This is a genomic window from Algoriphagus confluentis (assembly GCF_036245625.1).
In the GTDB taxonomy this organism is placed as follows: Bacteria; Bacteroidota; Bacteroidia; order Cytophagales; family Cyclobacteriaceae; genus Algoriphagus; species Algoriphagus confluentis.
In genome coordinates this window covers 18633-34661 of sequence record NZ_BTPD01000007.1, presented here as the reverse complement: position 1 = coordinate 34661, position 16029 = coordinate 18633, and the positions used below count along the sequence as shown (strand labels likewise).

The following is a 16029-nucleotide window of genomic DNA, read 5'->3' as shown; positions in this document are numbered from 1 at the left end:
AATGAATATACTCTTATTGGGCAGTGGAGGCCGAGAACATGCCTTCGCTTGGAAAATAGTACAAAGCCCGAAATGCTCTCGACTTTTTGTGGCGCCAGGAAATGCAGGAACAGCGGAAATCGCCGAAAATGTAGCCATTTCTGCCACTGATTTTGACGGCCTACTTCAGTTTATCCTAAAGGAGAAAATAGACTTGGTAGTTGTGGGTCCAGAAGAGCCATTGGTCAAAGGGCTGGTGGATTTTATCCGATCAAAGCCTGAAACAGCAAAGCTGCCCGTGGTGGGCCCAAGTAAGTTGGGGGCAACATTGGAAGGAAGCAAGGATTTTTCCAAACGATTCATGCATAGGAATCATATTCCTACCGCCGCCTATGAAACCTTTACTCCGGACCAAATAGATCAAGGGCTTGCCTATTTGGAAAGGCAATCCCTCCCCATAGTCCTGAAGGCCGATGGACTTGCAGCCGGTAAGGGAGTTTTGATCTGTCAAACTTTGGAAGAAGCCAAAACCGCACTGAAAGAAATGCTTTTGGATGCCAAATTTGGAGAGGCCTCTTCCAAAGTAGTGGTGGAAGAATTCCTGACCGGCATTGAGCTGTCAGTCTTTGTCGCTACCGATGGAATCAGCTACAAAATCCTCCCGGAAGCCAAAGATTACAAACGAATCGGTGATGGAGATACCGGCCTCAATACAGGAGGCATGGGCGCTGTAAGTCCTGTGACTTTCGCAGATGATGAATTCATGAAAAAGGTAGAGAAACGTATCGTGATACCTACGATCGAGGGCTTGGCCAAAGAAAACATGGATTACAAAGGATTTCTTTTCATCGGTCTAATGAACAAAGACGGTGAACCTTTCGTGATTGAATACAACGTTCGGATGGGAGATCCGGAGACTGAAGCTGTTCTGCCCAGAATTGAGAGTGATTTCTTGGAAATGCTTTTGGCGATAGGCACAGAAAATCTAAGGCAATACCAACTCAAAATCTCTCCGGAATATTCCACAACCGTGGTCATGGTCAGCGGAGGATATCCGGGTTCTTATACCAAAGGCCACCCCATCACCTTGCCCGAAATAGTAGAGCACGGGGTTATCTTCCACGCCGGAACGGCAAGGAATTCAGAAGGAGACCTGATCAATCATGGAGGCCGGGTAATTGCGGTGACTGCAAATGGAGGTACTTTGGAAGAAGCTTTGAAAAACACCTACACGACAGTCCATTCCATATCTTGGAACCAGGTCTACTTCAGAAAAGACATCGGCCATGATATTTTGAAATTGAAGAAATAAACCCAAAACTAAAAGAGGCCTAAGCCCTGAAAATAAAATATGTCTGGATGCAGTACTTGCTCAACCTCCTCGGGAGGAACGGGAGGATGCCAAAACAACGGCACCTGCGGCACGAGCGATTGTAATAAAATGAACTCATTCGACTGGCTTTCCCACTTGGGAATACCCCAGGTCGATAATTTTGATATCGTAGAAGTCAAATTCAAAGGCGGAAGAAAAGAATACTTCCGAAATGTGGATTATGTCTCTCTGAATACAGGAGACCCCGTAGTAGTAGATGTGCCTAGCGGCCACCACATAGGGTATGTATCCCTACAGGGGGAATTGGTCAGGCTGCAGATGCAAAAAAGAAAAATCCGAAACGATGATAACATCACCAGGATTTACCGATTGGCCAACGAGAAAGACATCGAAAAATGGGAAGAAGCCAAAAATCGGGAAATCCCTACCCTCTATCGATGCAAGCAGATTGTAGATGAGCTCGGCCTTCAGATGAAGATGTCAGATGTAGAATACCAAGCCGACAATTCCAAAGCCACCTTTTATTATTCCGCAGAAGATCGGGTGGATTTCCGAGAGTTGATCAAGATTTTGGCAGGAGAGTTTAAGATTCGAGTAGAAATGAGACAAATCAGTCTCCGACAAGAGGCCGGAAGATTAGGGGGAATAGGCGTTTGCGGACGGGAACTTTGCTGCTCCACTTGGCTGGTTGATTTCAAAAACGTCACTACCTCAGCCGCCCGGTATCAGAATCTTTCCCTCAATCCCAGTAAGCTAAGCGGACAATGCGGACGGCTGAAATGTTGCCTGAATTACGAACTCGATACCTACATGGAGGCGATCAAGGATATCCCTTCCATTGACCGTCCTTTGCAGACTGAACAAGGCCCTGCAAAACTCCAAAAAACTGACATCTTCAGAAAATTGATGTGGTTTAGCTACAATAACGACAACGATTGGCACAGCATTACTTGTGAAAGAGTAAAAGAAATTCAAGACCTCAATGAAAAGGGTGTAAATGTATTTAATCTCCAAGTGGACAAAGCAGACGAATTGGAAGACTTGGCGGCCCAGTCAACCCGAGAATTGGAACTCTTGGATAAGAAGTTTGCCAAAAAGAAGAAGAAAAAGAAAAAGAGAACAAAAGATTTCAAACCGGGAGAAGCGGAACAAAAAACCAACTCCAACCCAAGCGCAGCACCGAAGCCCAATCGGGTCAAAGATGAATCTTCACCTGCCGAACGTGCCAGACCTGCTCGTGCAGACTTTCAGGAAAAGAACCCATCTGCAAATCCACAGCCCAACCGGGAAAACCGCAGAAAAAAGAAGCCAAGAAACAGGCCCAACCCCAATCAAAAACCAAGTACAAATTCCCAAGGGGCAGAACCGAAAAACCCGCCTTCTCAATCAGGGGATAATTCCCAGGAAAACAAAAAGAGGAAATTCCCTCCCCGACGAAACCAAAATCCAAATAAAGGAAGTAATGAATAGGTCGGTGTGGATTGGATTGGTTTTCTTCACTTTTATGCTCAGCTCCTGCAGTGGAGACCGTCTTTATGAGGAGTTTCATCCGATCGAGGGTGATTCTTGGCAGGTCACTGATACACTCCTCTACCAAATTGGGCCTTTGGGAACAGAACAGAAATTAGATTTGATTGCCATTAGATATACCGATTTGTATCCATATTCCAATTTGTATATTCGGATTTTGATGGAGGACTCTATAGGTAAGCCTCTGGATAATAAGCTAATCAATATTCCTCTATTTGATACCAAATCAGGAAGACCTTATGGAAAAGGATTCGGGAGCACCTTTATTCAATATGATACCCTACCGATCCAATTCCCGAAAGAAGCATCACGAATCCGAGTAGTCCAATACATGAGAAAAGAAGAAGTTGCAGGAATTGAAGCAGTGGGAATCAAGATTGTAAAAATCAACTAGCTTTCGATTTTCAAATTGGCTGCCTTCTTGGAGTAATCCCTGATTTTCGAATCCAACTCTTCGGCCAAAGGTTTTAAGTACCCAAAAAGCTTTTTATTCTCTTCACTTAGAGAGGTAAAATCAACGAGGTCCAAAATACCCAGCATGCTGGACAAAGGACCCCTCAAAATATGAGAGGGTTGCAATGCGAGCTTTTTGAGGATTTGGTTTTCCTCACGAAGTCGATGGACCTTGTTTTGAAGGCTGGAATTGTTCCAAGCATAGATAAAAATCCCCTGTACCCCCTGGCCAGAATCGCAAATTGGATTGATTACCACTTCCAAGGATTGAACCTCATCCTGAAGCGGGCTTCTTTGAATCTCAAAACGTGTATAATTCCCATTCAGGGCCTCCTCGATCGCACGTCTGAATCGGAGAGAATCAGAGGAGGGTGGGTAAGCGCTCATTGCCAAAGGCACACCTTCCTCCAAGTAGGCACCAAACAAGGTCTCGGACAATTGAACTGCCAGATCATTTCTCTGGATCAAACAGGCCTTCTGATCAAGTATGAATACGGCGCCTGGAATCAAATTAATTCCTTTATCCGAAAAAAGCCGAAGAGCTGGAGGGTTAAGTTCTTTCTTTTCCTTTGGTCCCATGAAAAAGTGAATTTCCTGACCCGACCTGGAAAGCAAGCCTCCAAACTCTTTGGAATTGCCTTGGAAGGTGAAGAAAACCGGGTTTTCCCCTTCCAATAACTTTTGCAAACTGGAAAAAATAGAAAGGTCATCCCCAAACTCTTCAGTTTGTAACAAATCCTTATTCTTCCAGAAGCAATTCTCTCTATTGAACCATAGCTCCACTCGGGAGTCCCAATTGGTAATTCTGAAACGGCTATCCAACACAAGTTTACCAAACCCCAACACATCCACCAGATTATCCCAAGGTAGCTCTTCCTCTAAAAGCTGAAGACCTACCCCAATCCCAATTACTGAAGAAATGTCTCCCTCTGGAGTAGTAATCACCGAAAACTCCCACCAGATCTGAGAAAAGGTATCCTCATTTCCAAAAGGGTGTTCAAGCATAAGGTGCCTTTTGATTTTTGGTGCACCCAACATCAGCTCTAGAGAATAGCAAAACTCTTCTGCCGTGTCCAGAGATAGGAAGTTCCAAAACTCTTTGCCCGAGGCACGAGGCGCAATTTTCTCGAATACCCCATTTGATTTCAGGACTTTCCCTTCCACATCCATGATGACGAAGTAGAAGTGACCAGAATCCATCAAAGACTCGGGAATGAGATTTTCAATATTCTCAGTACAAATCAAGGTAATAAAGGGTCGGGTGATGTCGAAATATGAGTAAAAAATTTTAATTAGAAAAAGTATATTTTCTAAAAATATTATATCTTTTTTTTACCCTATACAAAATTAAATTTTACAATAGAAAAAAAGTAGTTTTAAATTGAAAAAATGTTTTTGATAAAAAAGAACAGAAATCCATCCGAACTTTTTTTTTCAACACCTAAATAAAATATTCTGAAGCTAAGGGAGTTGCGGCAAATTCACCCCTTCTTTATAGAACCTAGAGTAATCTATTTCCTTGACCAGAAGAATTAAGGTATGGGCAAAGTTTTGTTTGCAGGTTTTGATCATAAATGGCCAATCTTCCTGATCTATTGAGTGCTGCACAGAGGACCCAAAAAGTCGCTGCAATTCAATCGGATCTTTAGAATAAACAGAAAGGCAACCATCACAATCCGGAGAGGTTTCAATCAAAAAATTGGCATTTAAAGTTTGAATAATCATAGAAATACTACTTATCGGAATAAAAGTAAGGGAGATATTATTTAAAAAAATACCCACAAGTGGGTATTTTGAATTTTTTGAAAAAATTTCTGTTGATTTTCAGGGATTTAAACAGGATAAAGCCAAAGAAATTTCCATTTTATTGCTCCTATTGTTTAAATCTTCTCAATTGGCTTATATTTGCATCACTTTGGCGAAAGGCCAAGAAAGAGAGTTGGGTGAGTGGCTTAAACCAGCAGTTTGCTAAACTGTCGTACGGGTCAAACCGTACCGGGGGTTCGAATCCCCCACTCTCTGCATTTTAAGTTTTTAAACCAATTTAGAGCTCAATAAAAGACAATTATTGAGCTTTTTATTTTGCCAAAATTTTAATGTCAAAACCCTTTACAATTATTTGATTTTCAACGGGTAGGAGAAAATTTCGGGGAGAGGTTTCTTTCAAGGCATTAGTTGCCATTAACCTTAGTCAGAAGAGATTATCCGTAACATCTGCACAATGGACCTCCTTTTCTGATGTAGCTACCGGAAAGCACATCGTTCTTTAATTAAACTCCAACTTATCAGCCAATTTTTTTTAACTACTTCCTGCATTCTTCCAAAGCATCTAAATGAAGACTTATCGTTTCAATTTTATTTGCAAAAACCGAAAAGTACCATTCTCTTCATTGCTTTCCCTGATGGCAACAATCAGAATGAGAAAAGTGCTATTTCTGTCGATCAATTCATCTTTATAGCTTCTTTACCATCATAAAATTAGTGTTTGTATCACTAAATTCAGTTCAGTTATTTAGGGGTGAATCCTCTTTCGGATCCAACTAAATCGCTAAATAAATCACTGATAATGAAAAGAGCTAGAAACAAACAAGCAAAAGGCGACCGGAAGCAAGACATCTTGAATTGCGCAGAAGAGCTCATCCAAGAAAGAGGATTGGAAAACCTGAGCATTGCCCAAGTCGCCAAGAAAGCCGGCTTGGCTGTAGGTACGATCTATCTTTATTTCCCAAAAAAAGAGGACATCATCGCTCATCTGACGATCAAGTCGAGAGAGATTCTTTTACAAAAATTCAAAGAGAGCGGAGAATCGACGGCAGACGCTTTGATAAAAGTCCGCCTGATGCTTTGGGCTTATCTCAACTTCTATAAAGAGCATCCATTTTACCATCAACTGGTCTCCTTTTATGAAACCAATGCCGGACTGGAAGAACCCGAGGAACTCCTGATGGCCAGCCGAAAAATCACCAATTATGTCATTGAGGTCATCCAATCGGGAAAAACCCAAGGAAGCATTCACCCGGATATCGATGAGTCGGAATTTTCATTCCTGCTTTGGGCCTCTGCTGTGGGAGTCATCCAAATTATTGATGTTAAGTCAAGGATCATCCAGCAACAGCTAAACAAAAGTACAGACGCCTTTTTTTCATCTTATATTGACATGATAATCAGATCCTTGAAAAAATAAATTGATTTTTTTTCCTTTATCAAAAACATAAATGAATTACGTTCAGTTATTGAGTCGGGACAGATAATCTGTCCCATTTCATCCAATTCAATAACTCAAACCCATTTATGGATCAGAAAGAAATTACCCTATTTGAGACCGCGGCGAAATTTGGAATCTTCTCCATTGCAAGGCGCAAACCAACCGTCTTTGATGCATTTCTCAACCTAGCTCACGAGGTCATGCATCCCGAGAGTGCTTTTACTCCACTTACCCGCGAGCTATTGGGAGCGTATGTTTCCAAACAATTTGGCTGTTCATTCTGCCACTTGGGACATTTGGAAACTGCTTTCGCAATCGGAGGTGAAGAAGTTAGAAGTCTGGTGGATCATCCTTCCGAGGAGTTGAAACCGATTTTTGCCTTGGCAGATAAAATAGTCGCAAACGCAGTAACAGAGGAAGATATCCTTTCCTTTTTGAACTTGGGCTACAGCGAAAAGCACTACGAAGATGTGGTATTTGTTTGCGCACTTTTTGGCTTTGCCAACCGCATGGTCACCGGTTTTGGGATCGAGTATGACGCCAAGCGAGACGAGGCCTCTTCCCGATTTCTGGCAAAAGGTTACCGCATGAAAAACTGATTTTTCACTTTCGGCCCTCTTCCAATGGTTTTTACCGAAGGAAGAAGGTCATTTACCTCTAAAAATCCACGACCATGTTCACTTCCAATTACCTATCCTTTTTCGCTCAACTCAGCGAAAACAACAACACCGATTGGTTTAACACCCATAAAAAAGACTACGAAAAAGACGTCAAAAAGCCCTTTGAAGCCTTAATCTCCAAATTGATTTTTGAGATGAATGCCTTGACGCCCGAGATTACCATTTCTCCTTCAGAAGCCATTTTCCGCATCAACAAAGACATTCGGTTCAGTTCCGACAAGTCTCCCTACAAAACAGAAATGTCAGCTGTGATTTCCAAGAAAGGAAAGAAAAGCAATCCTTGTCCCGGCCTATACCTCAGCATTGGTGCTGATGAAGTGACCGTGGCTGCCGGATTGAAAATGCTGGAAAAAGAGGAGCTTCTTGAGGTCCGGCACCACATTGCTCAGCATTCAGAGCAGTTGGATGAGATCATCCAAAAGCCAAAGTTCAAGGAGACCTTCGGAGAAATTCAGGGAGAAAAAATCAAAAGGCTTCCCGAGGAGTTCAAAGAAGCTGCGGCACATCAACACTTATTATACCACACCTCGTTTTTGGCGATGACAAAACTTCCGGCTACCGAAATCACCAAGCCAGACTTTGTTGAACAAATCATGAGTTTGTACCAACTTACCCTGCCTTTTGCGAAATTTCTAAGCAAACCTCTCGAAGGCTAAATCCCATTCCAATGAAACGCTCCGGAACAGCTGACCTGAAACTCATGGGAGGAAATATCCCCACCTGGTTGTTTGATCGGATGACCCGATTGAGCTTACCTATCGTGGAGACGATTTTGATGGAATACGGGAAAAAGGAGTTTCTAAGAAAAATCTCAGACCCTTTCTGGTTTCAAAGCTTCGGAGCAGTCATTGGGATGGATTGGAATTCGTCCGGTGTCACCACTGCAGTGATGAGTGCCTTGAAAAAATCCCTCAATCCCCATGCTAAGGAGTTGGGGATTTTCGTCTGTGGGGGAAAAGGAAAAGATTCCCTTCAAACACCCGCCGAACTCCTTCGAGTAGGTGACCTCACTGGGCTGGATGGGCAGGAGCTTTCACGCTCAAGCAGACTTTCTGCCAAAGTGGACAGCACTGCGATTCAAGATGGCTTTCAGGTGTACATGCACTATTTCCTGGTAAGCGACGAAGCTGATTGGTCGATCATTCAGCAAGGCATGAAGCCTGAAAACGGCAAGGCACGGCGTTACCATTGGAACTCCAGCAGCCTGACGTCATTTGTGGAGGAGCCGCACACGGCGATTTGTGGAGATCATCAGGGGGATATTTTGAATTTGGTGGACCGAAACGCCAAACCAATCCAAACCTCCATGCTCAGCATCGCCCAAGAAGATCCTGCCAAAATCCTCGTAGAAATTCCCCATATGAAGCTCCCGAACTACTACGATGTCAAGGATCAGGATGTAGACATAAAACGCTTGGGCTCTATTCTTTGGTTGGCCCAAGAGTCCCAAACCACAACTTTCGAGGAGCTTCTTCTTCTCAAAGGCCTTGGGCCAAGGACGCTCCAATCTTTGGCTTTGGTCAGTGAAGTGATTCATGGCACGCCTTCCCGATTTACCGATCCGGCAAGATTCTCATTTGCCCATGGAAGTAAGGGAGGAAAGCCATTTCCTGTACCCACGAAAGTCTACGACGAGACCATCGCAACGTTGAAAACAGCCGTTGAAAAGGCGAAAATCTCTTCCACCGATCAGCAACAAGCCATCAAAAAACTCAGTGAACTCGCCCAAGCGGCGGAATCTGATTTCACGCCCAAGTCAAGGCTTCAAGACCTGATCCAAAAGGAAAATGAAGACGCTTGGAAATATGGGGGACGAACGATTGACGGGTATGCAAAGAAAAGTGAGGGAAATGGTGAATAGACAGATAAGGGTTATCTAAAGTCATTTTTATTTACCAAAAAACGGAAAGAAGCTAACCAAACCCTTTCGTCCCAACGGTATTTTGACGAATCGACTTTTTCATTTCAATCCAAAAAAAGGCGATTGTTCCCCACTATCCATTTCCCAACAACCACCGCTTAAATTGGGGACTTCTCTCTTTGCTGATTTCTACCTTTTGGAGAATTGAGTTTTTGAGATAGACTTCCAGTCCTTTGTAGGTAGTCTTTATGTGCTTGATTTCATCTATTCGGATGATGGTTTGCCGATTGGCCCGAAAGAAAACGGCCGGGTCCAATTTCCCTTCCAACACCTCCAAGGTCTGAAAGTCTGTGATCAATCGCTTTCCCTCACGATTGACCAGAAAAATGAGTTCTTCTTTCACAAACCCCGAAACCTCCCCAATCGTGACCGGCATCAGGGTATTTTGCACCGTCACCAGCATCCTTTCCAGGTAGGCTTTTCCTGATTTAACCCGATCCAACGCCATCCTCAGCTCCGGCAGGACGTAAGATTCCCGGCGCTTTCTTAGTTTTTCCAGGGCATTTTTCAACTCTTTTTTTTCTATGGGTTTGAGCAAAAAATCCACACTGTTGACCTCAAAAGCCCTGATGGCATATTGATCAAAAGCTGTGGTAAAGATCACTGGGCACTTGGGCTCCATTCGCTGAAATAGGTCAAAACTGATCCCGTCTGCAAGCTGGATATCAGCAAAAATAAGGTCCACCTCCTGCCCTTTTTCAAACCAGTCCAGGGCCTTTTTTACGCTGGGCAAAATCACCAAGATTTCTGCTTGAGGCATCAAATCCAAGAGGTGCTTGGACAATCCGTCGGCTACCAGGGGCTCATCCTCGAGGATCACTAGTCGTGCACGCTCAGTATTCAGATAATTACTCATGGCTTAGGATAGATGGGGGATCAAGGGGATGATGACTGAAAATTCACTTTCCGAATAAAGTACTTGGACAGACTCCTTACTCAAAAAGCTGTATAGCTTCTTTAAATCTTCCAGCCCCCTACCATTGGAATCCATCATTTGGATTTTGTGATGAATGGAATTGCTGACTCGCAGGGATTTTTCCTCTGCCGTTACCCGGATTCGGAGTGGAGCATCGGGATCAATGGCGTTGTGCTTGATGCAGTTTTCGAGCAAAATCTGAAGCGTGACCGGCACTATACCCAAATTTTTGGACTCCTCCGATACATCGATTTTTACGACCACACCTTTCCCAAAGCGGGTTTCCAACAAAAAGATAAAGTGACCGATAAACTCCAATTCCTCCCGAAGGGGAACCGTCTCTTTATTTTCATGAAGGAGTACATAGCGGTAGACCTTGGACAGGTTGGTCACATATTCGGAGGCGAGCGCAGGCCGATCCATGATCAGGCTGTGAAGGGAACTCAGAGAATTGAAAAGGAAGTGCGGGTTGAGTTGATTTTTGAGGTTGTCAAATTGTACCTGTGTCTTTTCCCGCTCCAGTCGCTCGGCACGCAGGAGGCTTTTTTTCCATTCCTGGAAAAAATACTTTCCGAAAAAGATGCTGTTGATCAGGAAGGAAAGCGTAGCAAACGTAGCATAGGTAGTCATGCTAAACATGACCGAAAGCGAACCTTCGAGGTATTTCCCAGCCACCATAAACAGCAGCCGATTGACCAAAAGCATGTACACCGCTCCAATCACCAGCTGAACGGAAATCCGCAATGCCAAGCCTTTGGAGTAGGGAAGGATGCCGTTCATGTATCGCTCCATCCCTTTGAAAAACTCCCAACTCAGCACCAAAAAGACAAAGGAAAAACCGATCGTCTCCGGGGGAAATTCTCCTTTCATCCCCAAGTCATCCCATAGCAAGTATCGAGTCACCCCGCTGACTAGTGTGACCAATACAAGAATGGCATACTCCATCCAAAGGCTTTTTTTGATCTTCATAGGTTTTGTTTGCACAGTAGATTACGGGTTTTTCTCGGGCTAGTCAATTCGTGGCACAAAGAATTCCAATTTTCCAAGCTTCGGTCAAACCCTCGCAGGTAGGAATTAGGCTTCCCATAGCCAGCCATTAACTGACTCCAAAACCCGTGATCAGGAAACGATCTTTCCATCCTTCATCTCAATGATACGGTCTGTTTTTGCAGCAAAATCATCGTCATGGGTCACCGTGATGATGGTCTGTCCCAAGTCTCTGGTGAGTTTTCGAAACGTATCAAACACGATTTTCGAATTGACTGAATCCAGATTGCCAGTAGGCTCATCGCCCATGATCAGCAGAGGATCATTGATTAATGCCCGGGCTATAGCCACTCGCTGCTGCTGTCCTCCGGAAAGGCGGGAGGAAGCTTTTTTTGCCTGATCCGCGATTCCAAGCAGGTCAAGTTTTTCCATCGCTTTTTGGCGGATCACTTCCTCCGAATACTTCCCCAACTTCAGCGCAGGGATCATGACATTCTCCAATGCGGAAAACTCAGGCAAGAGGAAATGAAACTGAAATACAAATCCGATGTGCTCACTTCGAAATCGCGCCAAGTAGTCCGGAGACTTTTCGGTCAGTTCTTCCCCGTTGATCACCAACTTGCCTTCAAAGTCCATGTCCATGGTGCTGAGCAGGTAAAGAAGGGTGGATTTCCCACTGCCAGACTTTCCTATCAGACTGAGAAACTCTCCTTTATGGACTTCTATATCGATGCCTTTCAGAACCTGAAAAGTCTCTGGATCATGGAAATATTTGGTGATTCCCTGCGTCTTGAGCAGGATATTGCTAGTGCTCATATTCCCCTGATGATTTCGATTGGGTCAATTTTCCCTGCTTTTCTTGAAGGCATCCAGCCTGCTATTGCAGTAGTCACTACGCCAAAGACAATTCCGATGAGGTAATACTTGGTCTCAAAGTTGACCGGAAGTGAATCTAAAGCCAATAACTCCCCACCATCAAAAGGAACCTGGGCCAACAGTAAGGAAAAGACAAATCCCACTGCCAATCCCATCAGACTACCGATCAGACCGATAATTAAAGACTGGGTAAGGAATATTCCTGTGACATCTTTGGCCGCAAAACCCGTGGCCTTAAGAATGGCAATGTCCTTCATCTTGCTGTAAATAGTCATGTTGAGGATATTGTAAATCCCAAAACCAGCCACAATCAATAAAGTGATCGAAACGGAGTAAGTCATGATGTCCCGAATTATTGCCCCTGCCAGCAGCGTGGAGTTGGCCGTTTCCCAATCTTCAGCCTTATTCCCAAAGGCTGCCTGAATGGTCTCTGCCTTGGCTTTTGCCTCCCGGTAATTGGTAATTTTGAGATTAAGGTCAGTGATGTAGCTGGCATCTTTGCCCAATAGCTTTTGGACCGTGGCGAGATTGGCATAGGATCGGACATTGTCGATTTCTCCCAATCCCAATTGAAAAATCCCAACTACCTTCATTGTGTATACGACCCCCTGCGGAGTAGTGACCATCAGCAAATCACCGACTTGAGCGGAAAGTTTTTTGGCCAAGCCAGAACCTATAATCAAACCATTGGAGGTGGTTTTGAGTGCTGCCAGTGAGCCAGCCTTGATTTTGGAATGGAGGTCAAAGAGCTTGTCCTCTTCCAAAATATCCACCCCAGCTACCGAACCGTTGAGTTTTACAGGGCCAAAGTTGTAAAAGACCTGACTGGTCAGCCGAGGAGCCACGCCGATCACTTCGGGGTCTTGGCGTAGCAGATCTGCAATCTGACGGGAATTTCGGATCTTATCGGACTCGTTTTTGGGTTTGACATGATGAACCAGGTTTAATCCTTCCGGACGAATTCGGTCCAAAAGCGTGGCTCTTGGTTCGGTGACATCTTTGTAGATTCGGATGTCTGCCGAGGCGATTTTGGTCAGGTCTTCCGTGAAATTATTCAGACCGGTCATCAAGCTGATCATCATGATAAACATCCCGATACCGAAGGTCACGCCCAGCATCGCCACCAAAGTCTGCTTGGGCTTGGACAAGAGGTGGGTTTTGGCGATTTTCAGAATGACATTCATGGTTTGATCAGATTGGATTCGGCTGTTATTCCCTCCAGGATTTCCACCTCTGACAAGGTCCGGATACCGGGAATCACTTTCACTTTTTGCGCTTTTCCCTCTTTCAGAACACGGACACTGTCACCTGGAAGCAGGAGGTTACCGGGAATGACAAGGGCGTCGGATTTTTCACGGATGACAATGTTTGCCTCCAGAGCCAATCCCGTCAGTGCCGTGGGTAGCTTGTCTGTCAAGGCGACATCCACACGCAGCATCTGATCTATGGGGTCGATTCTGGAGTAGACTTTGGTCACTTTGGCCATGAAGGTTTGATCCGGAAATGCATCCATCTCCAACAGGACCTGTTGTCCCAGACTGACCCGACTGATATCTTTCTCATCGATTTTGAGACTGCCGATGTAGCCCTGATCCGAGCCGATGACGGCCAGGACATCGCCTTTTTTGACCAGCTCTCCGAGAGAAAAAGGTGACTCGAAATAGATCCCATCCCGGTCGCTTTTCACTTGGTAGAAATCCAACTCGTCTTGGACCATCCTCAAATCTTTCCGACTGGCTTCAAGCTCCCGAATGACCTGATCTCGCTTACTTTTCAACTGGCTCTGACTGCGCTCCAGACTCTGTCGGGAGGATTCGTAAGCTTTTCGGGCATTCTCATAGGTTGATGAAGAGACTGCCTTCTGTGGAAAAAGGTTGGATTGTCTAACCCACGTGAGCGAGTCGTTGATAAATTGTTCTTTGGCAATTGAGACTCCATGGACTGCTTCCTGTATTGCAGGGCCTGATTCGGAAGCATTCCGCAATGCTATGTCATAGGCCGTTTTTGCAGAGTGGAGTCGACTATCTAATGCCACTCCCGAAAGGGTAAACAAAACTTGGCCCTTTTTTACTTTGTCCCCCTCTTTGGCAAATGATTCCAATAATACCCCATCCACTTGGGAGCGAATTTCTGCCTGGTTTAATGCCTCGAGGTAGCCTGAAGCATAGACAGCCTCCGTGACTGCTTTGAGCTGAGGAGTCTGAGTAGGAACTTCCGAGCAGGCCAAAAGTCCTGCAGAAGAAATGACCAAATGAAATAGTTTGCTGATTTTTAATTGAAGCTGATTCATGGGGTTTCGGTGTAGGATTGATTTCGGATGGCCTGAAGTGCTTTGGAGGTGAAAAGGTCAGAAAGTGCAATCAGATATTCTTGTTGCTGCTCTATCCATTCCTTTTCTACCTGAAGGAGCTCATCTGTAGAAATTTGCCCCTCTGCCCACTGAATGCCGGCCAAGCGGTAGTTTTCTTCATAGAGCACTTGAAGTGGCGCAAAGTCATTTACGAGTTGCTGATTTTGGCGCAACTCGATGTCGAGCTGGTTTTGTTCCTCGACCAGAATCTGTTGAGTATGCAACTGCCGCTCTTTAGCAATTTGCCAGTCCAAGTAGGCAGTTTTCGTTTTGAGACGTTTCTGGTTACCCTGAAAAATGGTCCAGTTTAGGCTTAAACCCCAGACCCCAACTTCAAAAGAACTGGCATCGCTTAGGTTAAAATTATTTCCCAAGGTTTGCTGGTAAAACCTCCCGTTGGCAGTCAGCTTGGGCCAATAACTTGCACGGGACTGCTTCCATGCCTGCTGGCTCAGCGCCAAAGCCAATTCCTCCCTCCTCCAGCTAGGCAGGGAGTTTAGCTCATAGGAGGAAAACTCCTCTTTGGTGGCTAAGCTTTGAATTTTTTCCGACAGTCCAACGGGCTGGTTTCCGGCACCAATCAGCGTTGTCAACGAGGACTTGGCTAAGTCTCTTTGCTTTTGTTGCCTGATAAATGCATGTTGAGCCGAGAGAGCAGAAGCTTTGATCCTTTGAAAAGGCAAGGGTTCCATCTCACCTGCCTGAAAAGTAAACTCAGCCAATTGAAAGATAGAGTCGGATAGTTGATAACGCGCTTCAGCCAGCCTTAAGCTTTCCTCATGAAGAAGCACCTGAAAGTACATCCGGGCAATCTCCTCAGTCCATGCTTGTTCCTTAGAAGACAACTCCTGCAGCCCCATCTGATACCTAAGTCGGTCAGATTTAATTCTGCTCCAAAGCTCTGGATCAAAAAGTGGCAAAGAAGCCTCTACTCCCAGATTGATTTGGTATTGGGTGCCAAATCGAATCTCCGTAAAAGTGCCTGGCTCACCTCCCACCGCCTCCGATGGAAGCAATTGGACCGGAAGCTGAAGGTAATTGTCCCAGGTACCATAGGCCCGAAAGGCGGGAAGTAGTTCGGTCCTGCTCATGCGGGATGCAATCCCCTCTTTTTCTCTCTCCAAGGCTCGGATTCTTTGTTCTGGAGAATTCTCCTTCGCAAAAAACAGGACTTCTTCCAAAGTATGGAAAACCAGATCCTGCCCAAAAGCCGGTTGGCAACTTAGATAAAAGAGGCCCATTGTGAAGAATAGGAAATGTAAGGAGCGTATCATCAGCGGTTAGAATATGGATTCATGTCGCCAAGTTGGATACTGACTCTTAGCCTTGAAAAAAAAAGAAGCCGAAGCCGCTTAAAAGTAGGTTTAAGCAGACGAAACAACCTACGAAGCAATAGGTCCGCCCCTTTACAGGACTCCAATCCGAGGGCAAACAAAAAGAAAAAAAGAACCTAAGAGAACCTCTTCACTGGCTCAATCCAGTCCCTAGGAAAAAGTAAATCACCCTAAGCGGCCATCAGCCAAAAGTCTATACCACTCCGCTCAATGCAAGAACCCCTTCTCAAGAATTCAGTCCAAGGAGTCTATTATTGGCCTGAAAAATCCTTTCAATAATTGAAGACCTATTCCATTGCCTGCAATTAGGCTATGGTCTACAGGAGGACTCGGATAGGACTTTTACAGATCGACTCGACTTTCCTTCTTCTTTGGAAAAAAGCTGAAAGAAGAGAATAGGAAAGCAAGAGTCCAAAGTCATTGCTTCTTTCGCTTTGCAACGCTTTCCTGCTCAGAAAAAAATCC

Annotated in this window: 14 protein-coding genes and 1 tRNA gene; 8 read left to right on the top strand and 7 right to left on the bottom strand. The window is 44.8% G+C overall.

Going from position 1 to position 16029, the window contains the following annotated elements:
* The first annotated feature begins 1 nt into the window (after position 1).
* From purD to AAA943_RS11505, 3 genes are all read left to right on the top strand, one after another.
* On the top strand, positions 2-1291 hold the full coding sequence (purD, locus tag AAA943_RS11515) for a phosphoribosylamine--glycine ligase (RefSeq protein ID WP_338224399.1): 1290 nt from the start codon (positions 2-4) through the stop codon (positions 1289-1291).
* 129 nt (positions 1292-1420) lie between these two features.
* Positions 1421-2782, top strand: a complete 1362-nt coding sequence (locus AAA943_RS11510; RefSeq protein WP_338224398.1) for a PSP1 domain-containing protein — start codon at positions 1421-1423, stop codon at positions 2780-2782.
* Positions 2775-3236, top strand: a complete 462-nt coding sequence (locus tag AAA943_RS11505) for a gliding motility lipoprotein GldH (protein ID WP_338224397.1) — start codon at positions 2775-2777, stop codon at positions 3234-3236. The genes AAA943_RS11510 and AAA943_RS11505 overlap by 8 nt, the downstream gene beginning before the upstream one ends.
* Here AAA943_RS11505 and AAA943_RS11500 read toward each other — a convergent pair.
* Positions 3233-4495 (bottom strand): PAS domain-containing protein, encoded by a 1263-nt coding sequence (locus AAA943_RS11500; protein WP_338224396.1) that lies wholly within the window; start codon positions 4493-4495, stop codon positions 3233-3235. The genes AAA943_RS11505 and AAA943_RS11500 overlap by 4 nt on opposite strands.
* Positions 4496-5228: 733 nt before the next feature.
* On the opposite strand from AAA943_RS11500, the gene AAA943_RS11495 reads away from it, so the two are divergent.
* From AAA943_RS11495 to AAA943_RS11475, 5 genes are all read left to right on the top strand, one after another.
* Positions 5229-5317: transfer RNA gene (locus AAA943_RS11495), tRNA-Ser, on the top strand.
* Positions 5318-5861: 544 nt separating this feature from the next.
* Positions 5862-6479: a TetR/AcrR family transcriptional regulator gene (locus AAA943_RS11490; protein WP_338224395.1), complete on the top strand. Its 618-nt coding sequence runs from the start codon at positions 5862-5864 to the stop codon at positions 6477-6479.
* Positions 6480-6586: 107 nt separating this feature from the next.
* A complete protein-coding gene (locus AAA943_RS11485) occupies positions 6587-7099 on the top strand; it encodes a carboxymuconolactone decarboxylase family protein (RefSeq protein WP_338224394.1) in 513 nt (170 codons plus the stop codon).
* A gap of 74 nt (positions 7100-7173) precedes the next feature.
* Complete coding sequence (locus AAA943_RS11480; RefSeq protein WP_338224393.1) at positions 7174-7836, top strand: DUF2461 domain-containing protein; 663 nt, start codon at positions 7174-7176, stop codon at positions 7834-7836.
* An 11-nt stretch (positions 7837-7847) separates the two neighbouring features.
* The gene (locus AAA943_RS11475) at positions 7848-9041 is read left to right on the top strand and encodes a DUF763 domain-containing protein (protein ID WP_338224392.1); all 1194 of its coding nucleotides are present in this window, start codon (positions 7848-7850) and stop codon (positions 9039-9041) included.
* A gap of 133 nt (positions 9042-9174) precedes the next feature.
* Here AAA943_RS11475 and AAA943_RS11470 read toward each other — a convergent pair whose 3' ends face one another.
* The 6 genes from AAA943_RS11470 to AAA943_RS11445 form a co-directional block, all read right to left on the bottom strand.
* The gene (locus AAA943_RS11470; protein ID WP_338224391.1) at positions 9175-9957 is read right to left on the bottom strand and encodes a LytR/AlgR family response regulator transcription factor; all 783 of its coding nucleotides are present in this window, start codon (positions 9955-9957) and stop codon (positions 9175-9177) included.
* Positions 9958-9960: 3 nt separating this feature from the next.
* Positions 9961-10986, bottom strand: a complete 1026-nt coding sequence (locus tag AAA943_RS11465; RefSeq protein ID WP_338224390.1) for a sensor histidine kinase — start codon at positions 10984-10986, stop codon at positions 9961-9963.
* A gap of 150 nt (positions 10987-11136) precedes the next feature.
* Positions 11137-11820, bottom strand: coding sequence for an ABC transporter ATP-binding protein (locus AAA943_RS11460; RefSeq protein WP_338224389.1), 684 nt, complete (start codon positions 11818-11820; stop codon positions 11137-11139).
* Positions 11817-13064, bottom strand: a complete 1248-nt coding sequence (locus AAA943_RS11455; RefSeq protein ID WP_338224388.1) for an ABC transporter permease — start codon at positions 13062-13064, stop codon at positions 11817-11819. The genes AAA943_RS11460 and AAA943_RS11455 overlap by 4 nt, the downstream gene beginning before the upstream one ends.
* Positions 13061-14170: an efflux RND transporter periplasmic adaptor subunit gene (locus AAA943_RS11450; RefSeq protein ID WP_338224387.1), complete on the bottom strand. Its 1110-nt coding sequence runs from the start codon at positions 14168-14170 to the stop codon at positions 13061-13063. The genes AAA943_RS11455 and AAA943_RS11450 overlap by 4 nt, the downstream gene beginning before the upstream one ends.
* Positions 14167-15504, bottom strand: coding sequence for a TolC family protein (locus AAA943_RS11445; RefSeq protein WP_338224386.1), 1338 nt, complete (start codon positions 15502-15504; stop codon positions 14167-14169). Before AAA943_RS11445 ends, AAA943_RS11450 begins: the two co-directional genes overlap by 4 nt.
* Between the last annotated feature and the right edge of the window lie 525 nt (positions 15505-16029).

Coding starts and splice junctions, on each gene's coding strand:
- AAA943_RS11510 (WP_338224398.1), top strand. CDS start 1,421: ATGAACTCATTCGACTGGCTTTCCCACTTGGGAATACCCCAGGTCGAT.
- AAA943_RS11445 (WP_338224386.1), bottom strand. CDS start 15,504: ATGATACGCTCCTTACATTTCCTATTCTTCACAATGGGCCTCTTTTAT.
- AAA943_RS11475 (WP_338224392.1), top strand. CDS start 7,848: ATGAAACGCTCCGGAACAGCTGACCTGAAACTCATGGGAGGAAATATC.
- AAA943_RS11505 (WP_338224397.1), top strand. CDS start 2,775: ATGAATAGGTCGGTGTGGATTGGATTGGTTTTCTTCACTTTTATGCTC.
- AAA943_RS11480 (WP_338224393.1), top strand. CDS start 7,174: ATGTTCACTTCCAATTACCTATCCTTTTTCGCTCAACTCAGCGAAAAC.
- purD (WP_338224399.1), top strand. CDS start 2: ATGAATATACTCTTATTGGGCAGTGGAGGCCGAGAACATGCCTTCGCT.
- AAA943_RS11460 (WP_338224389.1), bottom strand. CDS start 11,820: ATGAGCACTAGCAATATCCTGCTCAAGACGCAGGGAATCACCAAATAT.
- AAA943_RS11465 (WP_338224390.1), bottom strand. CDS start 10,986: ATGAAGATCAAAAAAAGCCTTTGGATGGAGTATGCCATTCTTGTATTG.
- AAA943_RS11450 (WP_338224387.1), bottom strand. CDS start 14,170: ATGAATCAGCTTCAATTAAAAATCAGCAAACTATTTCATTTGGTCATT.
- AAA943_RS11485 (WP_338224394.1), top strand. CDS start 6,587: ATGGATCAGAAAGAAATTACCCTATTTGAGACCGCGGCGAAATTTGGA.
- AAA943_RS11490 (WP_338224395.1), top strand. CDS start 5,862: ATGAAAAGAGCTAGAAACAAACAAGCAAAAGGCGACCGGAAGCAAGAC.
- AAA943_RS11470 (WP_338224391.1), bottom strand. CDS start 9,957: ATGAGTAATTATCTGAATACTGAGCGTGCACGACTAGTGATCCTCGAG.
- AAA943_RS11455 (WP_338224388.1), bottom strand. CDS start 13,064: ATGAATGTCATTCTGAAAATCGCCAAAACCCACCTCTTGTCCAAGCCC.
- AAA943_RS11500 (WP_338224396.1), bottom strand. CDS start 4,495: ATGGATTCTGGTCACTTCTACTTCGTCATCATGGATGTGGAAGGGAAA.